The 16,754-nt window shown below is 66.6% G+C and carries 12 protein-coding genes and 1 tRNA gene; 8 read left to right on the plus strand and 5 right to left on the minus strand.

Annotated features, from left to right (window positions below; genetic code table 11):
* Positions 1 to 262: 262 nt before the first annotated feature.
* Genes DK254_RS01625 through DK254_RS01635 form a run of 3 tightly spaced genes read left to right on the plus strand, consistent with a single transcriptional unit; the run spans position 263 to position 3,508 of the window.
* Entirely contained in the window at positions 263 to 1,552 is a 1,290-nt protein-coding gene (locus DK254_RS01625) for an FAD-binding oxidoreductase (protein WP_109931753.1), read from the plus strand.
* Between the two features lie 19 nt (positions 1,553 to 1,571).
* Complete coding sequence (locus DK254_RS01630) at positions 1,572 to 2,120, plus strand: helix-turn-helix domain-containing protein (RefSeq protein ID WP_043319201.1); 549 nt, start codon at positions 1,572 to 1,574, stop codon at positions 2,118 to 2,120.
* Between the two features lie 38 nt (positions 2,121 to 2,158).
* Positions 2,159 to 3,508, plus strand: a complete 1,350-nt coding sequence (locus DK254_RS01635) for a glutamine synthetase family protein (protein ID WP_109931755.1) — start codon at positions 2,159 to 2,161, stop codon at positions 3,506 to 3,508.
* A gap of 187 nt (positions 3,509 to 3,695) precedes the next feature.
* On the opposite strand, the gene putA is transcribed toward DK254_RS01635, so the two are convergent.
* Positions 3,696 to 7,631, minus strand: a complete 3,936-nt coding sequence (gene putA / locus DK254_RS01640; RefSeq protein ID WP_109931757.1) for a trifunctional transcriptional regulator/proline dehydrogenase/L-glutamate gamma-semialdehyde dehydrogenase — start codon at positions 7,629 to 7,631, stop codon at positions 3,696 to 3,698.
* Between the two features lie 382 nt (positions 7,632 to 8,013).
* Here putA and DK254_RS01645 point away from each other — a divergent pair, with 382 nt between their 5' ends.
* The gene (locus DK254_RS01645; protein WP_009615518.1) at positions 8,014 to 8,172 is read left to right on the plus strand and encodes a YqaE/Pmp3 family membrane protein; all 159 of its coding nucleotides are present in this window, start codon (positions 8,014 to 8,016) and stop codon (positions 8,170 to 8,172) included.
* 301 nt (positions 8,173 to 8,473) lie between these two features.
* Here DK254_RS01645 and DK254_RS01650 read toward each other — a convergent pair whose 3' ends face one another.
* The gene (locus DK254_RS01650) at positions 8,474 to 8,962 is read right to left on the minus strand and encodes a Bro-N domain-containing protein (RefSeq protein ID WP_109931759.1); all 489 of its coding nucleotides are present in this window, start codon (positions 8,960 to 8,962) and stop codon (positions 8,474 to 8,476) included.
* A 458-nt stretch (positions 8,963 to 9,420) separates the two neighbouring features.
* On the opposite strand from DK254_RS01650, the gene DK254_RS01655 reads away from it, so the two are divergent.
* The 4 genes from DK254_RS01655 (at position 9,421) to DK254_RS01670 (ending at position 10,864) form a co-directional block, all read left to right on the plus strand.
* Positions 9,421 to 9,603: a type II toxin-antitoxin system HicA family toxin gene (locus DK254_RS01655; RefSeq protein ID WP_109931761.1), complete on the plus strand. Its 183-nt coding sequence runs from the start codon at positions 9,421 to 9,423 to the stop codon at positions 9,601 to 9,603.
* A 32-nt stretch (positions 9,604 to 9,635) separates the two neighbouring features.
* The gene (locus DK254_RS01660) at positions 9,636 to 10,040 is read left to right on the plus strand and encodes a type II toxin-antitoxin system HicB family antitoxin (protein WP_089392952.1); all 405 of its coding nucleotides are present in this window, start codon (positions 9,636 to 9,638) and stop codon (positions 10,038 to 10,040) included.
* A 219-nt stretch (positions 10,041 to 10,259) separates the two neighbouring features.
* A complete protein-coding gene (locus DK254_RS01665) occupies positions 10,260 to 10,574 on the plus strand; it encodes a toxin HigB-2 (RefSeq protein WP_089393007.1) in 315 nt (104 codons plus the stop codon).
* Complete coding sequence (locus DK254_RS01670; RefSeq protein WP_089392953.1) at positions 10,574 to 10,864, plus strand: DNA-binding transcriptional regulator; 291 nt, start codon at positions 10,574 to 10,576, stop codon at positions 10,862 to 10,864. Before DK254_RS01665 ends, DK254_RS01670 begins: the two co-directional genes overlap by 1 nt.
* 71 nt (positions 10,865 to 10,935) lie before the next feature.
* Here DK254_RS01670 and DK254_RS01675 read toward each other — a convergent pair.
* The 3 genes from DK254_RS01675 to rpoD all read right to left on the minus strand — a co-directional run bounded on the left by DK254_RS01675 (position 10,936) and on the right by rpoD (position 16,731).
* Positions 10,936 to 11,012 (minus strand) — tRNA-Ile (locus DK254_RS01675).
* Between the two features lie 16 nt (positions 11,013 to 11,028).
* Entirely contained in the window at positions 11,029 to 14,763 is a 3,735-nt protein-coding gene (locus DK254_RS01680; RefSeq protein WP_109931763.1) for a bifunctional diguanylate cyclase/phosphodiesterase, read from the minus strand.
* 120 nt (positions 14,764 to 14,883) lie between these two features.
* On the minus strand, positions 14,884 to 16,731 hold the full coding sequence (gene rpoD, locus DK254_RS01685) for an RNA polymerase sigma factor RpoD (RefSeq protein WP_109931765.1): 1,848 nt from the start codon (positions 16,729 to 16,731) through the stop codon (positions 14,884 to 14,886).
* Between the last annotated feature and the right edge of the window lie 23 nt (positions 16,732 to 16,754).

The raw sequence follows: 16,754 nt of genomic DNA on the forward strand, positions 1-16,754 counted from the left end.
GTACACCAGCGCTAACCGCGTCCGGCGGCCTTCTAAGAACATAGCAACAGATGGGCATCTGTCATCCGCGTGGACGGATCGGCCCCGCTGTGGATGGGCTTGTGAGGCAGATGGGCACGGGGCGGGCCGATGCCAAGGCGCCGGCGGTTTTTCCCGGGATTGCATTGCCGCAGGTCAGGTCGAATTCGCGCCGGGCTGGCTTCGTGAAATTCGTTGTGTTAGTTTTCATGAAAAACAAGCATGACAATTTCACGAGGTCGCCATGTTCCTGCAATCCAGCCAGCCCGTCGGCACCTACTACGCCGCCGCCAACCCGGAGTTGCTGCAGCCCCGCGCGCAGCTGACGGATGCGCTGGAGGTCGAGGTGCTGGTGATCGGCGCCGGCTTCAGCGGCCTGCATACCGCGCTGCAGCTGGCCGAGGGCGGCCGCCAGGTCTGCGTGATCGAGGCCAGCCGCATCGCCTGGGCGGCTTCCGGGCGCAACGGCGGCCAGGCGCTGCCGGGCTGGTCCAGCGACCTCAGGCCGATCGAGGCCGACCTCGGCCATGAAGGCGCCCTGCGCCTGTGGCAGGGCATGCTCTGGGCCGCGCGCGAGATGCGCGACCTGCCGCAGCGCCACGGCTTCGACTGCGACTACCGCGTCGGCCACCTGTGGACCGCCGTGCTGCCGCGCCGCGTCGGCATGCTCGAGGAATGGCAGGGCGAGGCCGCGCGCCGCTGGGGCTACGAGGGCCTGCAGATGGTTCCCCGCGCCGAGCTGCCGCAGTGGATCGCCAGCGAACGCTACCTGGCCGGCCTGTATGACCCGAATTCCGCGCACCTCAACCCGCTGAAGCTGGCCTACGGCCTGGCCGGCGCGCTGGAGAGGGCCGGCGGGCGCATCTTCGAGCAGACCCGCGCGCTGCGCTACAGCGAGCAGGGCAACGGCTACGTCGTCGAGACGGAGCACGGCAGCATCCGCTGCGCCGCCCTGGTGCTGGCCTGCAACGCCTACATCGACGGCCTGGACAAGGAAGTCTCCGCGCGCATCCTGCCGGTGGGCACCTTCCAGGTCGCCACCGCGCCGCTGGGCGCGGAGCTGGCGCATTCGCTGCTGCCGCAGAACTGCTGTGTCACCGACAACCAGTTCGTCCTCGACTACTTCCGCCTGACCCCCGACCACCGCCTGCTGTTCGGCGGCGGCTGCACCTACCTGGGCGGCATGCCCGCGGACATCCGCGCGGCCACCCGGCCCTACGTCGAGCGGGTGTTCCCGCAACTGCGCGGGGTGGAGCTGGAATACGCCTGGGGCGGGCACATCGACTGCAGCATGCGGCGCACCCCGGACGTCGGCCGCCGCGGCGACCTCTACTGGCTGCAGGGCTATTCCGGGCACGGCGTGCTGCCCAGCCTGGCCGCCGCCCGCGCGGTCAGCCAGGCCATGCTGGGGTATGGCGAGGAGCTCGACCTGTACCAGCGCCTGAGCAATCCCGGCTTCCCCGGCGGCCAACGCTTCGCCGCGCCACTGGAAGCCGTCGGCAAAGCCTGGTATCGCTTGCGGGACTTCTTCTGAACAGAGCCGGGCAGCGCCTATGCAAGAACACCAGAACGAACACCTCGCGACCCTGATCCGCGACCTGCGCAAGCACAAGAACCTGACCCTCGGCGCCCTGGCCGAGCGCATCGGCCGCTCGGTGGGCTTCCTCTCCCAGGTCGAGCGTGGCCTGTCGCGCCCGACCGTGGCCGACCTCACCGCCATCAGCGAAGCCCTCGGCGTGCCGACCACCTACTTCTACGCCGAGGGGCCTGCCCGCGAGCTGGCCTGGGTGACGCGCCCGGCCGACCGCCGCACGCTGTACTACGCCGGCGGCATCACCGACATCCTCGCCTCGCCGAACATGTCCGGCGGCTTCTCCATGCTCGACAGCATCCTCGCCCCCGGCGCCACCAGCGGCGAGGACCACCTCAACGACAGCTCCGAGCAGGGCGGCTTCGTGCTGGAGGGCGAACTGACCCTCTGGTACCAGGACGAGACCGTCACCCTTTACCCCAACGACAGCTTCCAGCTGCCGCCGCACGCGAAATTCCGCTACGGCAACCTGACAGACAAACCAACGAGGGTGCTCTGGATCTTCACCTGAAGGCATCCGGCTGCGCCTGACACACAGGCACCAAGAAGATGAACCGCCAAACCTTCCCCGACCTGCTCAGCGAAGTACGCGCCTTCCGCGCCCAGAACCCGGACGTGCGCTACGTCGACCTGATCTGCCTGGACATCCCCGGGCACTTCTACGGCAAGCGCTACCCGGTGGACATGCTGGAGAAAGTCGCTGCCGGCTCGCCCCTGAAGCTGCCGCAGAACTGCGTGCTGCTGGGCGTGCAGGGCGGCCTGCACCCGATCGGCGACTACTGCTTCAACGACGGCGACCCGGACGCGCCGCGCCGGCTGATCCCCGGCAGCCTCAAGCCGGTGCGCTGGGAGAACCAGCCGCTGGGGCAGATGATCATCAGCTCCGACGGCACCGAGGCGCCCATCGAGTTCGAGCCGCGGGAAGTGCTGGCGCGCGTGCTCAAGCGCCTGGAAGGCAAGGGCATCCGCCCGGTGGTGGCCTTCGAGCTGGAGTTCTACCTGTTCGACAAGAAGCTCAGGGACGGCCTGCCGCAGTACCCGCGCGACCCGCTGTGCGAGGACGAGGACGACCAGCCGAACATGCACATCGAGCGCCTGTCGCGCTTCTCCGACGTGCTCCACGAGATAGTCGAAGCCTCGCGCGAGCAGGGCGTGGACGCCAACGTGATCACCGCCGAGATCGGCCCCGGCCAGTTCGAGATCAACTTCGCCCACTGCGAGGACGGCCTGCACGCCGCCGACCAGGCCGCGCTCTTCACCCGCGCCACCCGCGGCGTGGCGCTCAAGCATGGGCACCGCGCCAGCTTCATGAGCAAGCCCTACCTGCACGCGCCGGGCAGCGGCATGCACGTGCACGTCAGCCTGTACGACCGTGACGGCCGCAACCTGCTCGACGGCGACGAACAGCGCCCGCTGCGCCACGCCGTGGCCGGCTGCCTGGAGCTGCTGCCGCATTGCATGCCGATCTTCGCCGCCAACCACAACGCCTACCGCCGCTACGGCTCGCGGGTGAACGCTGCCAGCAAGGCCAGCTGGGGCTTCGAGGACCGCGATGCGTGCATCCGCATCCCCGAGTCCGATGGCAGGAACCTGCGCATCGAGCATCGCCTCGCCGGGGCCGACGCCAACCCCTACCTGGTGCTGGCGGCCATCCTCACCGGCATGGAGTACGGTCTGGAAGCGGGCAAGGAGCCCATCGCCCCGCTGAACGAAGACCGCGACAGCGGCATCGACTTCCCCCGCGACATGCTCGGCGCGGTGGCGGCCATGGAGAACCATCCGGCGGTGAAGGAAGGGCTCGGCAGCGAGTTCGTCTTCGTCTACTGCGAGAACAAGCGCCACGATCACCTGGAGTTCATGGACGAGGTGAGTGCGCGGGAGTACCGCTGGTTCCTGTGAAGGGAAAGCGGCGGCGCGGGTAGCGCTGCCGCGGCGTCCACCGTTTGGGTGGACGCGTGGCCTGCAGGGCCGCAGTGGGAAGCCGCGCTACCGGGCGGGTAGCCCCCTCGGCGAGGGCGGTAGCGCGGTTCGCGCCGCAAGGGCGCGGGTATCGCAGGCGGCGCCCGGGTAGGGCGCCGCTTTCCCGTCAGCCGATGGTCATCAGGCTGGCGTTGCCGCCGGCGGCCGCGGTGTTCACGCTCAGGGCGTGCTCCACCAGCAGGCGTTCCAGCGGTACATCGGTTTCACCCTTGCCCAGGCCGTGCACGCCGACGATCGCGCCCTTGCGCTTGGCGGCCTGCTCGCACACCTCGCGCAACTGGTCGGAATCGCCGTGGTGCAGGATGGCGTCGAAGGCGGTTTCGGCGGCGGTCCAGTCGTTGACCAGCTCGATGCGCTTCTGCACTTCCTTGGGCAGGCTGTCACGCAGCTCGCGCTGGGTCGCCGGCCATACCGCCAGGCTGCCCACCGCCAGGGTGGCGGCCAACTGCACCAGCAGGTCGGCGCGTTCCTCGGCGAGGTTCAGCACGCGCTCGCGGGGCAGCAGGGTGTAGGTGTTGCGCTCGCCGGTGGGGCCGGTCAGCACGTGGCAGGCGTAGCTCTGCGCCAGGCTGGCGAACTCGTCCGCCACCTTCGCCAGTTCCGGCTCCTGCCTGGCCGCCCAGTCGCGCAGCGCCTGCAGGGCCTTCTCGCGGTCGGCCGGGCGGGCCAGGGCCTGCACGTTGTCGCCGGCCAGTTGGTTGGCCACCGCGTCGCGCGGGCGGGTCGACAGCAGGCGGTACAGGTACAGCGGGCCGCCGGCCTTCGGGCCGGTGCCGGACAGGCCTTCGCCGCCGAAGGGCTGCACGCCGACCACCGCGCCGACGATGTTGCGGTTCACGTACAGGTTGCCGACGTGGGCGCTGCCCACCACCTGGGTGATGGTCTCGTCGATGCGGGTGTGCACGCCGAGGGTCAGGCCGTAGCCGGAGGCGTTGATCTGCGCCAGCAACTGGTCCAGGTCGGAGCGCTCGTAGCGCACCAGGTGCAGCACCGGGCCGAAGATCTCGCGCTTGAGCTCGTCGAAGCTGTCCAGTTCGATCAGCGTCGGCACCACGAAGGTGCCGCGCTTGAGCACGTCGCCATTCACCCGGGCGGCCTGGAAGACCTTGCGGCCCTTGTCGCGCATGGCCTGGATGTGGCGGTCGATGTTGCCCTTGGCCTCGGCGTCGATCACCGGGCCGATGTCCACGTTCAGGTGTTCCGGCGAGCCGAGGGTGTATTCGGCCATGGCGCCCTTGAGCATCTGCACCACGCGGTCGGCCACGTCGGCCTGCACGCACAGCACACGCAGGGCCGAGCAGCGCTGGCCGGCGCTGTCGAAGGCGGAGTTGATCACGTCCACCACCACCTGCTCGGCCAGGGCCGAGGAGTCGACGATCATCGCGTTCATCCCGCCGGTCTCGGCGATCAGCGGAATGGCGCGGCCCTGGGCGTCCAGGCGGCCGGCGATGTTGCGCTGGAGGATGCCGGCCACCTCGGTGGAACCGGTGAACATCACGCCGCGCACGCGCTCGTCGCCCACCAGGCGGGCACCCACGGTCTCGCCGCGGCCCGGCAGCAGCTGCAGCACGCCGGCCGGCACGCCTGCTTCGAGCAGGATGCGCACGGCCTGGGCGGCGATCAGCGGGGTCTGCTCGGCCGGCTTGGCCAGCACGGTGTTGCCGGCGGCCAGGGCGGCGGCCACCTGGCCGCTGAAGATCGCCAGCGGGAAGTTCCACGGGCTGATGCACACCACCGGGCCCAGCGGGCGGTGGCTGTCGTTGGCGAAGGCGCGGGCCTGGGCCGCGTAGTAGCGCAGGAAGTCCACCGCCTCGCGCACCTCGGCGATGGCGTTGGCGAAGGTCTTGCCGGACTCGCGCACCAGCAGGCCCATCAACTGCTGCATCTCGCCTTCCATCTGGTCGGCGGCGCGCTCCAGCACGGCGGCGCGTTCTTCCGGCAGGGTCGATTGCCAGATCGGGCCGCTGGCCTGGGCGCAGAGCAGGGCGTTGTTGACATCGGCCTCGCTGGCTTCGTGCACCTGGCCAACCAGGTCGCGGTGGTCGGCGGGGTTGCGCAGCGCCTCGGCAGCGGCCGGGGCCGGGGCGTCGCCGCCGAGCACCGGCTGGGCGACGTAGGCCTGGTTGGTGCTGGTCAGCAGCGCCGAGGACAGCGAGCCCAGGCGGTGTTCGTTGGCCAGGTCCAGGCCGGCGGAGTTGGCCCGGCCTTCGCCGTAGAGGTCACGCGGCAGCGGGATGCGCGGGTGCGGCAGGCCGAGGGTGCCTTCCTGGGCGGCCATCTGCTCGACTTGCTGCACCGGGTCCAGCACCAGGTCCTGCAGCGAGATGCTGTGGTCGGCGATGCGGTTCACGAAGCTGGTGTTGGCGCCGTTCTCCAGCAGGCGGCGCACCAGGTAGGCCAGCAGCGTCTCGTGGCTGCCGACCGGGGCGTAGATGCGGCACGGGCGGTTGAACTTGCCGTCGGCGACCTTGCCCACCACCTGCTCGTACAGCGGCTCGCCCATGCCGTGCAGGCACTGGAACTCGTACTGGCCGGGGTAGTAGTTCTGCCCGGCGATCTGGTAGATGGCCGACAGCGAGTGGGCGTTGTGGGTGGCGAACTGCGGGTAGATGGCTTCCGGCACCGCCAGCAGCTTGCGCGCGCAGGCGATGTAGGAAACGTCGGTGTAGGGCTTGCGGGTGTAGACCGGGTAGCCCTCCAGGCCGTTGACCTGGGCCAGCTTGATCTCGCTGTCCCAGTAGGCGCCCTTCACCAGGCGGATCATCAGGCGGTGGCGGCTGCGCTTGGCCAGGTCGATGACGTAGTCGATCACGTACGGGCAGCGCTTCTGGTAGGCCTGGATGACGAAGCCAATGCCGTTCCAGCCGCTCAGCGATGGCTCGAAGCACAAGCGCTCGAGCAGGTCGAGGGAGATTTCCAGGCGGTCGGCTTCCTCGGCGTCGATGTTGATGCCGATGTCGTACTGCTTGGCCATCTGCGTCAGGCCCAGCAGGGTCGGGTACAGCTCTTCCATCACCCGCTCGTACTGCGCGCGGCTGTAGCGCGGGTGCAGCGCCGACAGCTTGATGGAGATGCCCGGGCCTTCGTAGATGCCGCGGCCGTGGGAGGCCTTGCCGATGGCGTGGATGGCCTGCTCGTAGGAGGCCAGGTAGCGCTTGGCGTCCTCATCGGTGAGTGCGGCTTCGCCGAGCATGTCGTAGGAATAGCGGAAGCCGCGGCTTTCCATGTTCGCGGCGTTGGCCAGGGCTTCGCCGATGGTCTCGCCGGTGACGAACTGCTCGCCCATCAGGCGCATGGCCATGTCCACGCCCTTGCGGATCAGCGGCTCGCCGCTCTTGCCGATGATGCGGTTGAGCGAGGAGGTCATGCCCGCCTCGGTGTGGGTGGACACCAGCTTGCCGGTGATCAGCAGGCCCCAGGAGGCCGCGTTGACGAACATCGACGGGCTCTGGCCCAGGTGCTGGCTCCAGTTGCCGTTGCTGATCTTGTCGCGGATCAGCGCGTCACGGGTGGCCTTGTCCGGGATGCGCAGCAGCGCCTCGGCCAGGCACATCAGCGCCACGCCTTCCTGGGACGACAGCGAGAACTCCTGCAGCAGGCCCTGCACCAGGCCCTGGCGGCCACCGGCGCTCTTCTGGTTGCGGAGCTTCTCGGCGATGCCCAGGGCCATCTTGTTGGCGGCCTCGGCCTTGTCCTGGGGCAGGCGGGCCTGCTCCAGCAGCATCGGCAGCGCCTCGGTCTCGGGGCGGCGGTAGGCGGAGGTGATGGCGGCGCGCAGCACCGACTGCGGCAGGATGCTCTCGGCGAAGTCCAGGAACACCTGCAGGCCTTGCTCGTTCAGCGCCTCCAGCGATTCCCCGCCGGCCGCGGCGGCCAGGCCGGAATGCTGGGCGGGGGAGAGACCACCCTCGATCTGCTCCAGGTAGTTGAAGATCGCCTGCTTGATGATCCAGTGCGGTGTGCGCTCGATGGCCTGGGCGGCTTGCTTGAGGCGTTCACGGGTGGCGTCGTCGAGCTTCACGCCAAGGGTGGTGGTGGCCATGGTTGTACCTGTTATTGAAAGTGGGCACGGCGGAAATGTGGCGAGAATTTAAACGTCGGACGAAAAAGGTGCAACCGGGTGCAACCTATCATTGGTCGAAGCCGACGGACTGTGTAGAAAGGTGACCATGCCGACGGGTGCGGCGTATACCCGGCGATCGCTGCAAGAAGCGGACCTTGCCGGCCATCGGGTGAGTGGAGGGGCGCCCGAGGGGCGCTTGAGCGGGGTTGCACCTTTTCGGCACGCACTGGCCGAAGCCTGCACACAACTATGGCCCGCCGGGGGCACCCGGTCCAGCCGATGGCGCAAAAGGATGGAACGCCAGCCAGGCCGCCGTGGTCGATGCAGGTGTCAGTGAATACCGCTACAAGGAGCAATAGCCATGGACCTGATCCGCATCCTCATCGCCATCATCCTCCCGCCCCTGGGCGTGTTCCTCCAGGTCGGTTTCGGCGGGGCGTTCTGGCTGAACATCCTGCTGACGCTGCTGGGCTACATCCCGGGCATCGTGCATGCGGTTTACATCATCGCGAAGCGGTGAAGGCGGGGGCTCGGTCAAGGCTTAGGCGCTAGAGTGAGGCCCGGCAGCCCTCTCCCTAACCCTCTCCCTGAAGGGAGAGGGGACCGTTGGGCAGATGCGGGCGTTTTGGAGTTAGCCGGTTAGCCAGGTAGGTTCCGGCTGAAGCTATCATTTCTCTCGGCACGGACAAGCCCCCTCTCCCTTCAGGGAGAGGGCTGGGGAGAGGGAACCCAAGTTAAAAACCGCACCTGACCCAACCTTGACCCCCGTAGGATGGCGTTGAGCGCAGCGATACCCATCACCATGAATACCGCCCCCAACCCTACGACTCCCGCCGCACCTCCCGCTCCATCAACTCCACCGCATCCCCAAACCGCACCCACAACATCCCCTGCCAATCCAGCACGCTCAGTTGCTGCCCCTGCATCCGCTTCACCCGCCGCCGCGGCAAATCCGGATCACCCTGCCGCGCATCCCGCAGCGCCGGCACCACCTCATTGCTCAACCATTGCCGCAAGCCCCGGTTCTCCGGGTGATAGAAATGCACCATCAGCAGCGCATAAACGCCGCTCTCGCTGACCAGCCACTCACGCGTCACCTCTCCGCCAGCCGCCTGCAGGCACTCGAACCGCTGCTGGTCGGCATCCAGTTTGTGGATAACCCGCGTGGACACATGGCTGTTGGTCAGCCGCGCCAGGTCCCGCCCGACGAACCACGCCTGGTTCTCGATCAGTACCGCCCTCAGGGGCCGGCGATGGCGCAGGAAAACGGAAGGGACGAGAACGGAATCGGAAGTAGAAGAAAGGGTCATGCTGTCGCTCCTTGCTGCATCGAAGAAGCCGCCACCCAGGCAATCCGGAGAAGGGAGGCGGACCGTGCAAGGGTGGAAAACCGGATAACGAGTAAGCCGGCCGGGCAAACGCCCGCCTCGCACGGTCCGCCACAGCGTACAGGGCACTACCGGCACGTCGTGCCTACTTCGCCCTGAGAGAGTGGACCGCTCGTTAATCAGGTTTCCACACCTGGCCACGTCTGATCCGTGGCAGAGCGAAAGCTACGCAGCCGTCTTGTAGGACGGCAACGCCAATTCCGAGTAGGGAATTTCCCTGTTTCCGGCGATCGCCAACCTACACACATATCCGCAAAGCCGCGCGTCCTTGAATTGCCGGGCGGCATCAGGCCGGCAATTCGAAACTCATGATGTGTATGGTGTGTAGATAGTTCAGCGCTTGGTGTGTAGGCTACACACCAAGGCTGTGCGGAGGGACGATGCGCAGTCGAGAAATAATGGAGTTGATTCGTACGGATGGCTGGTACCTGGTCGAGGTGAAAGGCAGTCACCACCAATTCAGGCACTTCACCAAGAAGGGCCGGGTAACGGTTCCCCACCCCAGGAGCAACCTGCCGATAGGAACCGTGAACAGCATCCTGCGACAGGCTGGCCTTCGATGATCCACCCGCCTGCGAAAGAGGAGAGCATCGCCATGAAATTCCCCGTGGTCCTGCACAAGGACGCCGATTCGGATTACGGCGTGACCGTACCCGACGTACCCGGCTGCTTCTCCGCCGGCACCACCGTCAGCCAGGCATTGGAAAACGTCCAGGAAGCCCTGGCCCTGCACTTCGAGGGCCTGGTAGCCGATGGCGAGGAACTGCCGCAAGCGCAGGAAGTGGACGTCCACATGGCCAACCCCGACTATGCCGGCGGTGTCTGGGCGGTGGTCGACTTCGACGTCACCCCCTACCTGGGCAAGGCCGTGCGATTCAACGCCACCCTGCCGGAAAACCTGCTGCAACGCATCGACGAGCGGGTGAAGCGCGACCACCGCTACGCCTCCCGCTCCGGCTTCCTGGCTACCGCCGCGCTGCGGGAACTGTCGTCGAGCTGAGCCGGCGCTGCTCAATCACGCGACTTCTGCGGGGAGCGGGGCGCATGGCAGGTCTTCCTGGGCGGTGAGCCGAATAAATCGATTATTCGGCTCATTTCATGAGCCGATTGCGCGAGCTATTCGGCTCGGCGTCCAACTGGGGCGATGAGTCTTGAAGTCATAGGTATCCGAGTCTATAGTTTTAATACGCCAATGGCGTACATGAGGGCAAGGGACGGCATGATCTTCATCGAAACGCCGATCTTCACCGAAGACCTTCGGGAGTTGCTCGGCGACGACGAATACAAGGACTTTCAGCAGTACCTGGCAGAGAATCCCCAGGCTGGTGATGTGATCCAGCACACCGGCGGGCTCCGGAAGGTACGCTGGAAGGCGAATGGGAAAGGGCAGCGCGGTGGTGTTCGGGTGATCTACTACCACATGATGGCGGCCCATCAGATTCGGCTGCTATTGATCTATAGGAAAGGTGTGAAGGACGACCTGTCCGAGGATGAAAAGAAAGTGCTCCGCGATCTCAACAAAGGGTGGCAGTGATGGAAAAGAATCTCTTCAGCCGGCTCGTTCAAAGCATGGAGCAGATGAACGAGATCGACCGCGGCGAGCGTCAACCTTCGCGCGAGTTCCATGTGGATGCGCTGCAGGTCAAAAGCATCCGCCAGGCCACGGGGCTGTCGCAGGCGGCGTTTGCCAAGGCGATCGACGTCGCCCTGGGCACACTGCGGAATTGGGAGCAGGGAAGGCGGGAGCCGGAAGGTCCGGCCAAGGCCTTGTTGAGGGCGATACACAACGATCCCGAGCATGTTATCGCCGCCCTGAAACGCTGATCTCGTTCCAGGAAACCCGGGCTCGAAAACGTGAAAGCCGCGCAGTGCGCGGCTTTCAGGCTATTTAAGAGTGGTGGGCCCACACGGACTCGAACCGTGGACCAAAGGATTATGAGTCCTCTGCTCTAACCGACTGAGCTATAGGCCCCCAGAAGGCCGGCGGATTATACCGGCGTCCCTTGCGCAGTGCCAATCGGCTGCAGCGGGGTGAGGAAACGGGCTGCGAATTGTTCGGCAGGCAGGGGTGGGCTGAGGGCGTAGCCCTGGACCTGGTCGCAGCCTTCTTCGGCGAGGAAGCGCTCCTGCTCCTCGCGTTCCACGCCTTCGGCGATGATGGTGAGGTTCATGCTGCGGCCCAGGGCGATCACGGCGCGGGCGATGGCGGCGTCGTGGGGGTCGTCGGGCAGGCCGTGGACGAAGGACTGGTCGATCTTGAGGATGTCCAGCGGCAGTTGCTTGAGGTAGCTGAGCGAGGAGTAGCCGGTGCCGAAGTCGTCGATGGCCAGTTGCACGCCCAGGCCCTTGAGGGCATGCAGGGTGTCCAGGGCCTCGTCGGTCTGGTGCATCAGGAAGTTCTCGGTGATTTCCAGTTGCAGCCGGGGGGCGTGCAGGTTGTAGCGCTGCAGCAGCTCGCGCACCTGGTCGACCACGTCGTGCTGGTACAGCTGGGCGCCGGCCAGGTTCACCGACAGCGGGCCGAAGGCGGCGTGGCTCTGTTGCCAGCGGCTCATCTGCCGGCAGGCTTCTTCCAGCACCCAGGTGCCCAACGGCAGGATCAGCCCGGTTTCCTCGGCCAGGGGGATGAAGCGGTCCGGCGGGATGGCGCCGTACTTGGGGTGGCTCCAGCGGATCAGCGCTTCGGCGCCCACCAGCGCACCGCTGTCCAGGGCCTGCTTGGGCTGGTAGTAGAGCTGCAGCTGGTGGGTTTCCAGGGCGCGGCGCAGTTCGTGCTCCAGGGCCACGCGTTCGTTGGCCTGGAAGGTCAGCTCGCGGGTGTAGAACTCGACGCGGTTGCGGCCCTGGGCCTTGGCCCGGTACATGGCGGCGTCGGCGTTCTTCACCAGGGTGGCGACGTCCTTGCCGTCCACCGGGAACAGGCTGATGCCGATGCTGGCGCTGACGAAGAATTCCTTGTCGTCGGCGACGAAGGCGTGGCTGAAGCAGTTCAGCAGCTTCTTCGCCACGTGCTCGGCATCGCTGGCCTGGTGCAGGCCGGGCAGCAGGATGATGAATTCGTCGCCGCCCTGGCGCGCCACTGTGTCGATGTCGCGCAGCTGTTCGCGCAGGCGCCGGGCGATGGATTTCAGCAACTGGTCGCCGACCGGGTGGCCGAGGCTGTCGTTGATGTGCTTGAAGCGGTCCAGGTCGAGGAACAGCACGGCGCCCAGCTGCTGTTCTTCCTGGCTTTCCTTCAGCGCGGTGGTCAGCCGGGTCTCGAACAGCAGGCGGTTGGGCAGGCCGGTGAGCGGGTCGTGGTGGGCCTGGTAGTCGAGGCGGGCCTGGGCGTACTTGAGCGTGGAGATGTCGGCGAAAACGCCGACGAAGTGGCTGGTTTCGCCGTTGTTGCCCCGCACCGCGCTGATGGTCAGCCATTCCGGGTAGAGCTCGCCGCTCTTGCGCCGGTTCCAGATCTCGCCCTGCCAGTGGCCTTCGGCGTTGAGGTGGTGCCACATGGCGACGTAGAAGCTGCTGTCGTGCTGTCCCGAAGCGAGCAGGCGCGGCGACTGGCCGAGCACTTCGTCCTCGCCGTAGCCGGTGATTTCGCTGAAGGCGCGGTTGACCGCGATCATGCGCTGGCTGGCGTCGGTGATCATCACGCCTTCGGCGGTGCTTTCGAACACGGTGGCGGCCAGGGTGAGCTTTTCCTGCATCTGTTGGCGTTCGGTGATGTCGCGGGCGATGGTCAGCAGGCAGTCTTCGCCGCTGATGACGATGTGGTGCGCCGAGAGTTCGCAGAGCCGGGCGGCGCCTTCGCGGGTGCGGATGAAGGCGGTGAAGTCCTGCACCGTCGAGCGTTCGCGGATCATCTGCAGCAGGCGCTCGCGGTCCTGCGGGTCGGCCCACAGGCCTAGCTCCAGGGTCGAGCGCTCGCTGGCGCTGTCGCGGCCATAGCCGGTGATGCGGGTGAAGCCTTCGTTGGCCTCCAGCAGCAGGCCGTCGCGGATGCGGGTGATGAGCATGCCGTCGGGGGAGGCATGGAAGGCCTTGGCGAATTTTTCCTCGGAGGCGCGCAGTTGCTCCTGGGTCTGCTTGAGCTGGGAGATGTTGCGCGCCACCACCACCAGGGCGGGCGTGTCGTCCAGGGCCACGCGCTGGGCCGAGAGCAGGGCGGTGAAGCGGCCGCCGTCGCGGCGATGCAGGCTGATCTCGATGTTGTTGAGGTTCTCGCCCTGCAGGCGTTCGAGCATGCGCGGGCCCATGCCCGGTTCGCTCCAGATGTTCAGCTCGGTGGCGGTCTTGCCCAAGGCTTCGCTGGCGGGGATGCCGACCTGTTGTTCGAAGGTGCTGTTCACCGCCAGCAGGCGCCCGTCGATGCGTCGGGCCAGGACGATGATGTCCGGGCAATGGTGGAACACCGAGGCGAATTTCTGTTCGGACAGGCGCAGCGCCTGTTCGGTGCGCTTGGCCTCGGTGATGTCGATCATCAGGCCGCGCAGGATGAGTTCGTCGCCGTGGCGGATGAGGGTGACGATGTCGCGGATCCACACCACGCGGCCGTCGGCGGCGAGCATCCGGTAGTCCAGGCTGTGGTTGCGCCCGGCGCGGCTCTCGGAGAAGCAGTAGCTCATCGCCTGTTCGGCGTCGGCCGGGTGCAGGGTGCGTTGCCAGAAGCCCGGCGTCAGCCACTCGTGCTGCGGGTAGCCCAGCAGCTCCTGGGCGTGGGGCGAGACGTAGGTGAAGCGGTTTTCCGACAGGCGCATCTCCCAGGCGATGGCGGCCATGCTCTCGACCAGGCCGCGGAAGTGCTGCTCGCTGTCGCGCAGTGCCTGTTCGAGTTTCACCCGTCGCGCCATTTCGCCGCGCAGGCGGCGGTTCATCGCCACCAGGGCGGCGACTATCGCCAGGCTCGCCAGCAGCACCGGCAGGCCGATGGTCAGCAGGTGCCGCGACCAGGCCGGCCGGTTATCCAGCAGGCCGCCGACCCAGGGCGCCTGCAGGGCTTCGACCTCGTCGCCGGTGAGTTCGGCGAAGAGTTTGTCGAGGATGCCGGCGAGCATCGCGTCGTTGCGCGGCACGGCCATGGCCAGTTGGTAGCGGTAGGGCGTCTCGCCGCTGATCTGGATGCCTTCGAGGCGGAGCTGGCGCAGGCTCCAGACGCTGGAGGCGAAGTCGCCGACGAAGGCGTCGACCTGCCCGGTGGCTAGTGCCTGCAGGGCTGCCGCGACGCTGGGCAGGGGCAGCAGGTTGAGGTCCGGGTGCTTGGCGATCAGCAGTTCATGGGGCGCGTAGTGGTCGACCACGCCGACCTTCAGGCCGTACAGCGCCCTCAGGTTTTCCGGGTTGGGGCCATCCCTGCGGGCGAGGATGACGATGGGGAAGTCCAGGTAGGGGCGGGTGAAGGTCAGGTATTCGCTGCGTTCCGGCGTCGCCATGATGCCCGGCAGCAGGTCGACCTGGCCGTCGCGCGCCTGCTGCAGGACCTCGCTCCAGCTGCTCGGCTCGCTGGGCTGCATGCCGACCTGCAGGCGTTCGCTGATCAGTTGCACGTAGCTGGCGGCGAGCCCCTGGTAGTGGCCCTGGTCGTCGCGGAACTCGAAGGGTGGCCAGGAGGCATCCACGCCCAGGCGCAGCTGCGGGTGCTGGCGCAGCCAGGTCTGCTCCTCGGGGGTTAGGGTGAGCGCGCTCGCCTGGGAAGCCCAGAATGCCAGGCACAACAGAACAACCTGCAGACGCGGCATGGAGGGCCTCGATCCGGGGGAGGGATACGCCGAAGTGTAGTCGGGCCCTCGCCGCTCCAGTAGCCCCCTGCCAGTATCCCTGAAAGAAAAACCCCCGGGCTGTGCCGGGGGGTTCTTCGATCACTCGTCGAGGAAGGAGCGCAGGTGCTCGCTTCGCGACGGGTGGCGCAGCTTGCGCAGCGCCTTGGCTTCGATCTGGCGGATACGTTCGCGGGTCACATCGAACTGCTTGCCGACTTCCTCGAGGGTGTGGTCGGTGTTCATGTCGATGCCGAAGCGCATGCGCAGCACCTTGGCTTCCCGGGCGGTGAGGCCGGCGAGGACTTCGCGGGTGGCTTCCTTGAGGCTCTCGCTGGTCGCCACTTCGATGGGCGACTGCATGGTGGAGTCCTCGATGAAGTCGCCCAGGTGCGAGTCTTCGTCGTCACCGATCGGGGTTTCCATGGAGATCGGTTCCTTGGCGATCTTCAGGACCTTGCGGATCTTGTCTTCCGGCATGTCCATGCGTTCGCCCAGCTCTTCCGGGGTCGGTTCGCGGCCCATTTCCTGGAGCATCTGCCGGGAAATGCGGTTGAGCTTGTTGATCGTCTCGATCATGTGCACCGGAATACGGATGGTGCGGGCCTGGTCGGCGATCGAACGGGTGATCGCCTGGCGGATCCACCAGGTGGCGTAGGTCGAGAACTTGTAGCCGCGGCGGTATTCGAACTTGTCCACCGCCTTCATCAGGCCGATGTTGCCTTCCTGGATCAGGTCGAGGAACTGCAGGCCACGGTTGGTGTACTTCTTGGCGATGGAGATCACCAGGCGCAGGTTGGCCTCGACCATTTCCTTCTTGGCGCGGCGGGCCTTGGCCTCGCCGATGGACATGGCGCGGTTGACGTCCTTGATCTCGGAGACCTTGAGGTCGACGTTGTTTTCCAGCGCGGAGAGCTTCTGCTGGTTGCGGATGACGTCGTCCTTCACGCGCTCCAGGGCTTCGGCGTATTTCGGCTTGGCCTTGAGCACGCCGTTGATCCAGGATTCGTCGGTTTCCTGGCCGGGGAACAGGCGCAGGAAGTCGGCGCGCGGCATGCGCGCGTCACGCACGCACAGCTGCATGATGGCGCGTTCCTGGCGGCGCACCTGGTCCAAGGCATCGCGGACGCGGGCGACCAGGACGTCGAACTGCTTGGGCACCAGCTTGATCGGCATGAACAGCTCGGCCAGGGCGAGCATTTCCGCGTCGGCCTGCTTGCTGCCACGACCGTGCTTCTTCAGTGCCTTCTTGGTCTTGTCCAGCTGATCGGCGACTAGGCCGAAGCGGCGCGCGGCCTCTTCCGGGTCCGGACCGCCGTCGCCTTCGTCTTCGCTGTCGTCTTCGGACTCCTCGTCCTCTTCCTCGTCATCCTTGGCCTTGGCGCCAGCGCTGTCCTTGAGGTCGAGTTCCACTTCCTCGGCGGGCACCGAACCGTCGTCCGGGTCGATGTAGCCGCTGAGGATGTCGGACAGGCGGCCGCCTTCGCTGACCACCCGCTGGTATTCGGCGAGGATGCCGTCCACCGCGCCAGGGAACTGGGCGATGGCGCTCATGACCTCGCGGATGCCTTCCTCGATGCGTTTGGCGATCTCGATCTCGCCTTCGCGGGTCAGCAGCTCCACGGTACCCATCTCGCGCATGTACATGCGCACCGGGTCGGTGGTGCGGCCGACGTCGCTCTCCACCGCGGCCAGCGCGGCGGCGGCTTCCTCGGCGGCGGCTTCGTCGGTATCGGTTTCGGCCAGCAACAGGGCATCCGCATCCGGGGCTGTCTCGAATACGTTGATCCCCATGTCGTTGATCATGCGGATGATGTCTTCCACCTGTTCCGGATCGGAAATATCCTCCGGCAGGTGGTCGTTGACCTCCGCGTAAGTCAGGTAGCCCTGCTCACGACCACGGCTGATCAACTCTTTGAGACGAGATTGCTGTTGCGCTTTTCCGGACATAACACCCTATCCACTGAAGGTCT

This window comes from Pseudomonas sp. RW407 (genome assembly GCF_003176655.1).
Taxonomy (GTDB): Bacteria; Pseudomonadota; Gammaproteobacteria; order Pseudomonadales; family Pseudomonadaceae; genus Pseudomonas; species Pseudomonas delhiensis.

Excerpts from the sequence above, each read along its gene's own strand:
- DK254_RS01625 (WP_109931753.1), top strand. The coding sequence starts at position 263 with ATGTTCCTGCAATCCAGCCAGCCCGTCGGCACCTACTACGCCGCCGCC.
- DK254_RS01630 (WP_043319201.1), top strand. The coding sequence starts at position 1,572 with ATGCAAGAACACCAGAACGAACACCTCGCGACCCTGATCCGCGACCTG.
- DK254_RS01635 (WP_109931755.1), top strand. The coding sequence starts at position 2,159 with ATGAACCGCCAAACCTTCCCCGACCTGCTCAGCGAAGTACGCGCCTTC.
- putA (WP_109931757.1), bottom strand. The coding sequence starts at position 7,631 with ATGGCCACCACCACCCTTGGCGTGAAGCTCGACGACGCCACCCGTGAA.
- DK254_RS01645 (WP_009615518.1), top strand. The coding sequence starts at position 8,014 with ATGGACCTGATCCGCATCCTCATCGCCATCATCCTCCCGCCCCTGGGC.
- DK254_RS01650 (WP_109931759.1), bottom strand. The coding sequence starts at position 8,962 with ATGACCCTTTCTTCTACTTCCGATTCCGTTCTCGTCCCTTCCGTTTTC.
- DK254_RS01655 (WP_109931761.1), top strand. The coding sequence starts at position 9,421 with ATGCGCAGTCGAGAAATAATGGAGTTGATTCGTACGGATGGCTGGTAC.
- DK254_RS01660 (WP_089392952.1), top strand. The coding sequence starts at position 9,636 with ATGAAATTCCCCGTGGTCCTGCACAAGGACGCCGATTCGGATTACGGC.
- DK254_RS01665 (WP_089393007.1), top strand. The coding sequence starts at position 10,260 with ATGATCTTCATCGAAACGCCGATCTTCACCGAAGACCTTCGGGAGTTG.
- DK254_RS01670 (WP_089392953.1), top strand. The coding sequence starts at position 10,574 with ATGGAAAAGAATCTCTTCAGCCGGCTCGTTCAAAGCATGGAGCAGATG.
- DK254_RS01680 (WP_109931763.1), bottom strand. The coding sequence starts at position 14,763 with ATGCCGCGTCTGCAGGTTGTTCTGTTGTGCCTGGCATTCTGGGCTTCC.
- rpoD (WP_109931765.1), bottom strand. The coding sequence starts at position 16,731 with ATGTCCGGAAAAGCGCAACAGCAATCTCGTCTCAAAGAGTTGATCAGC.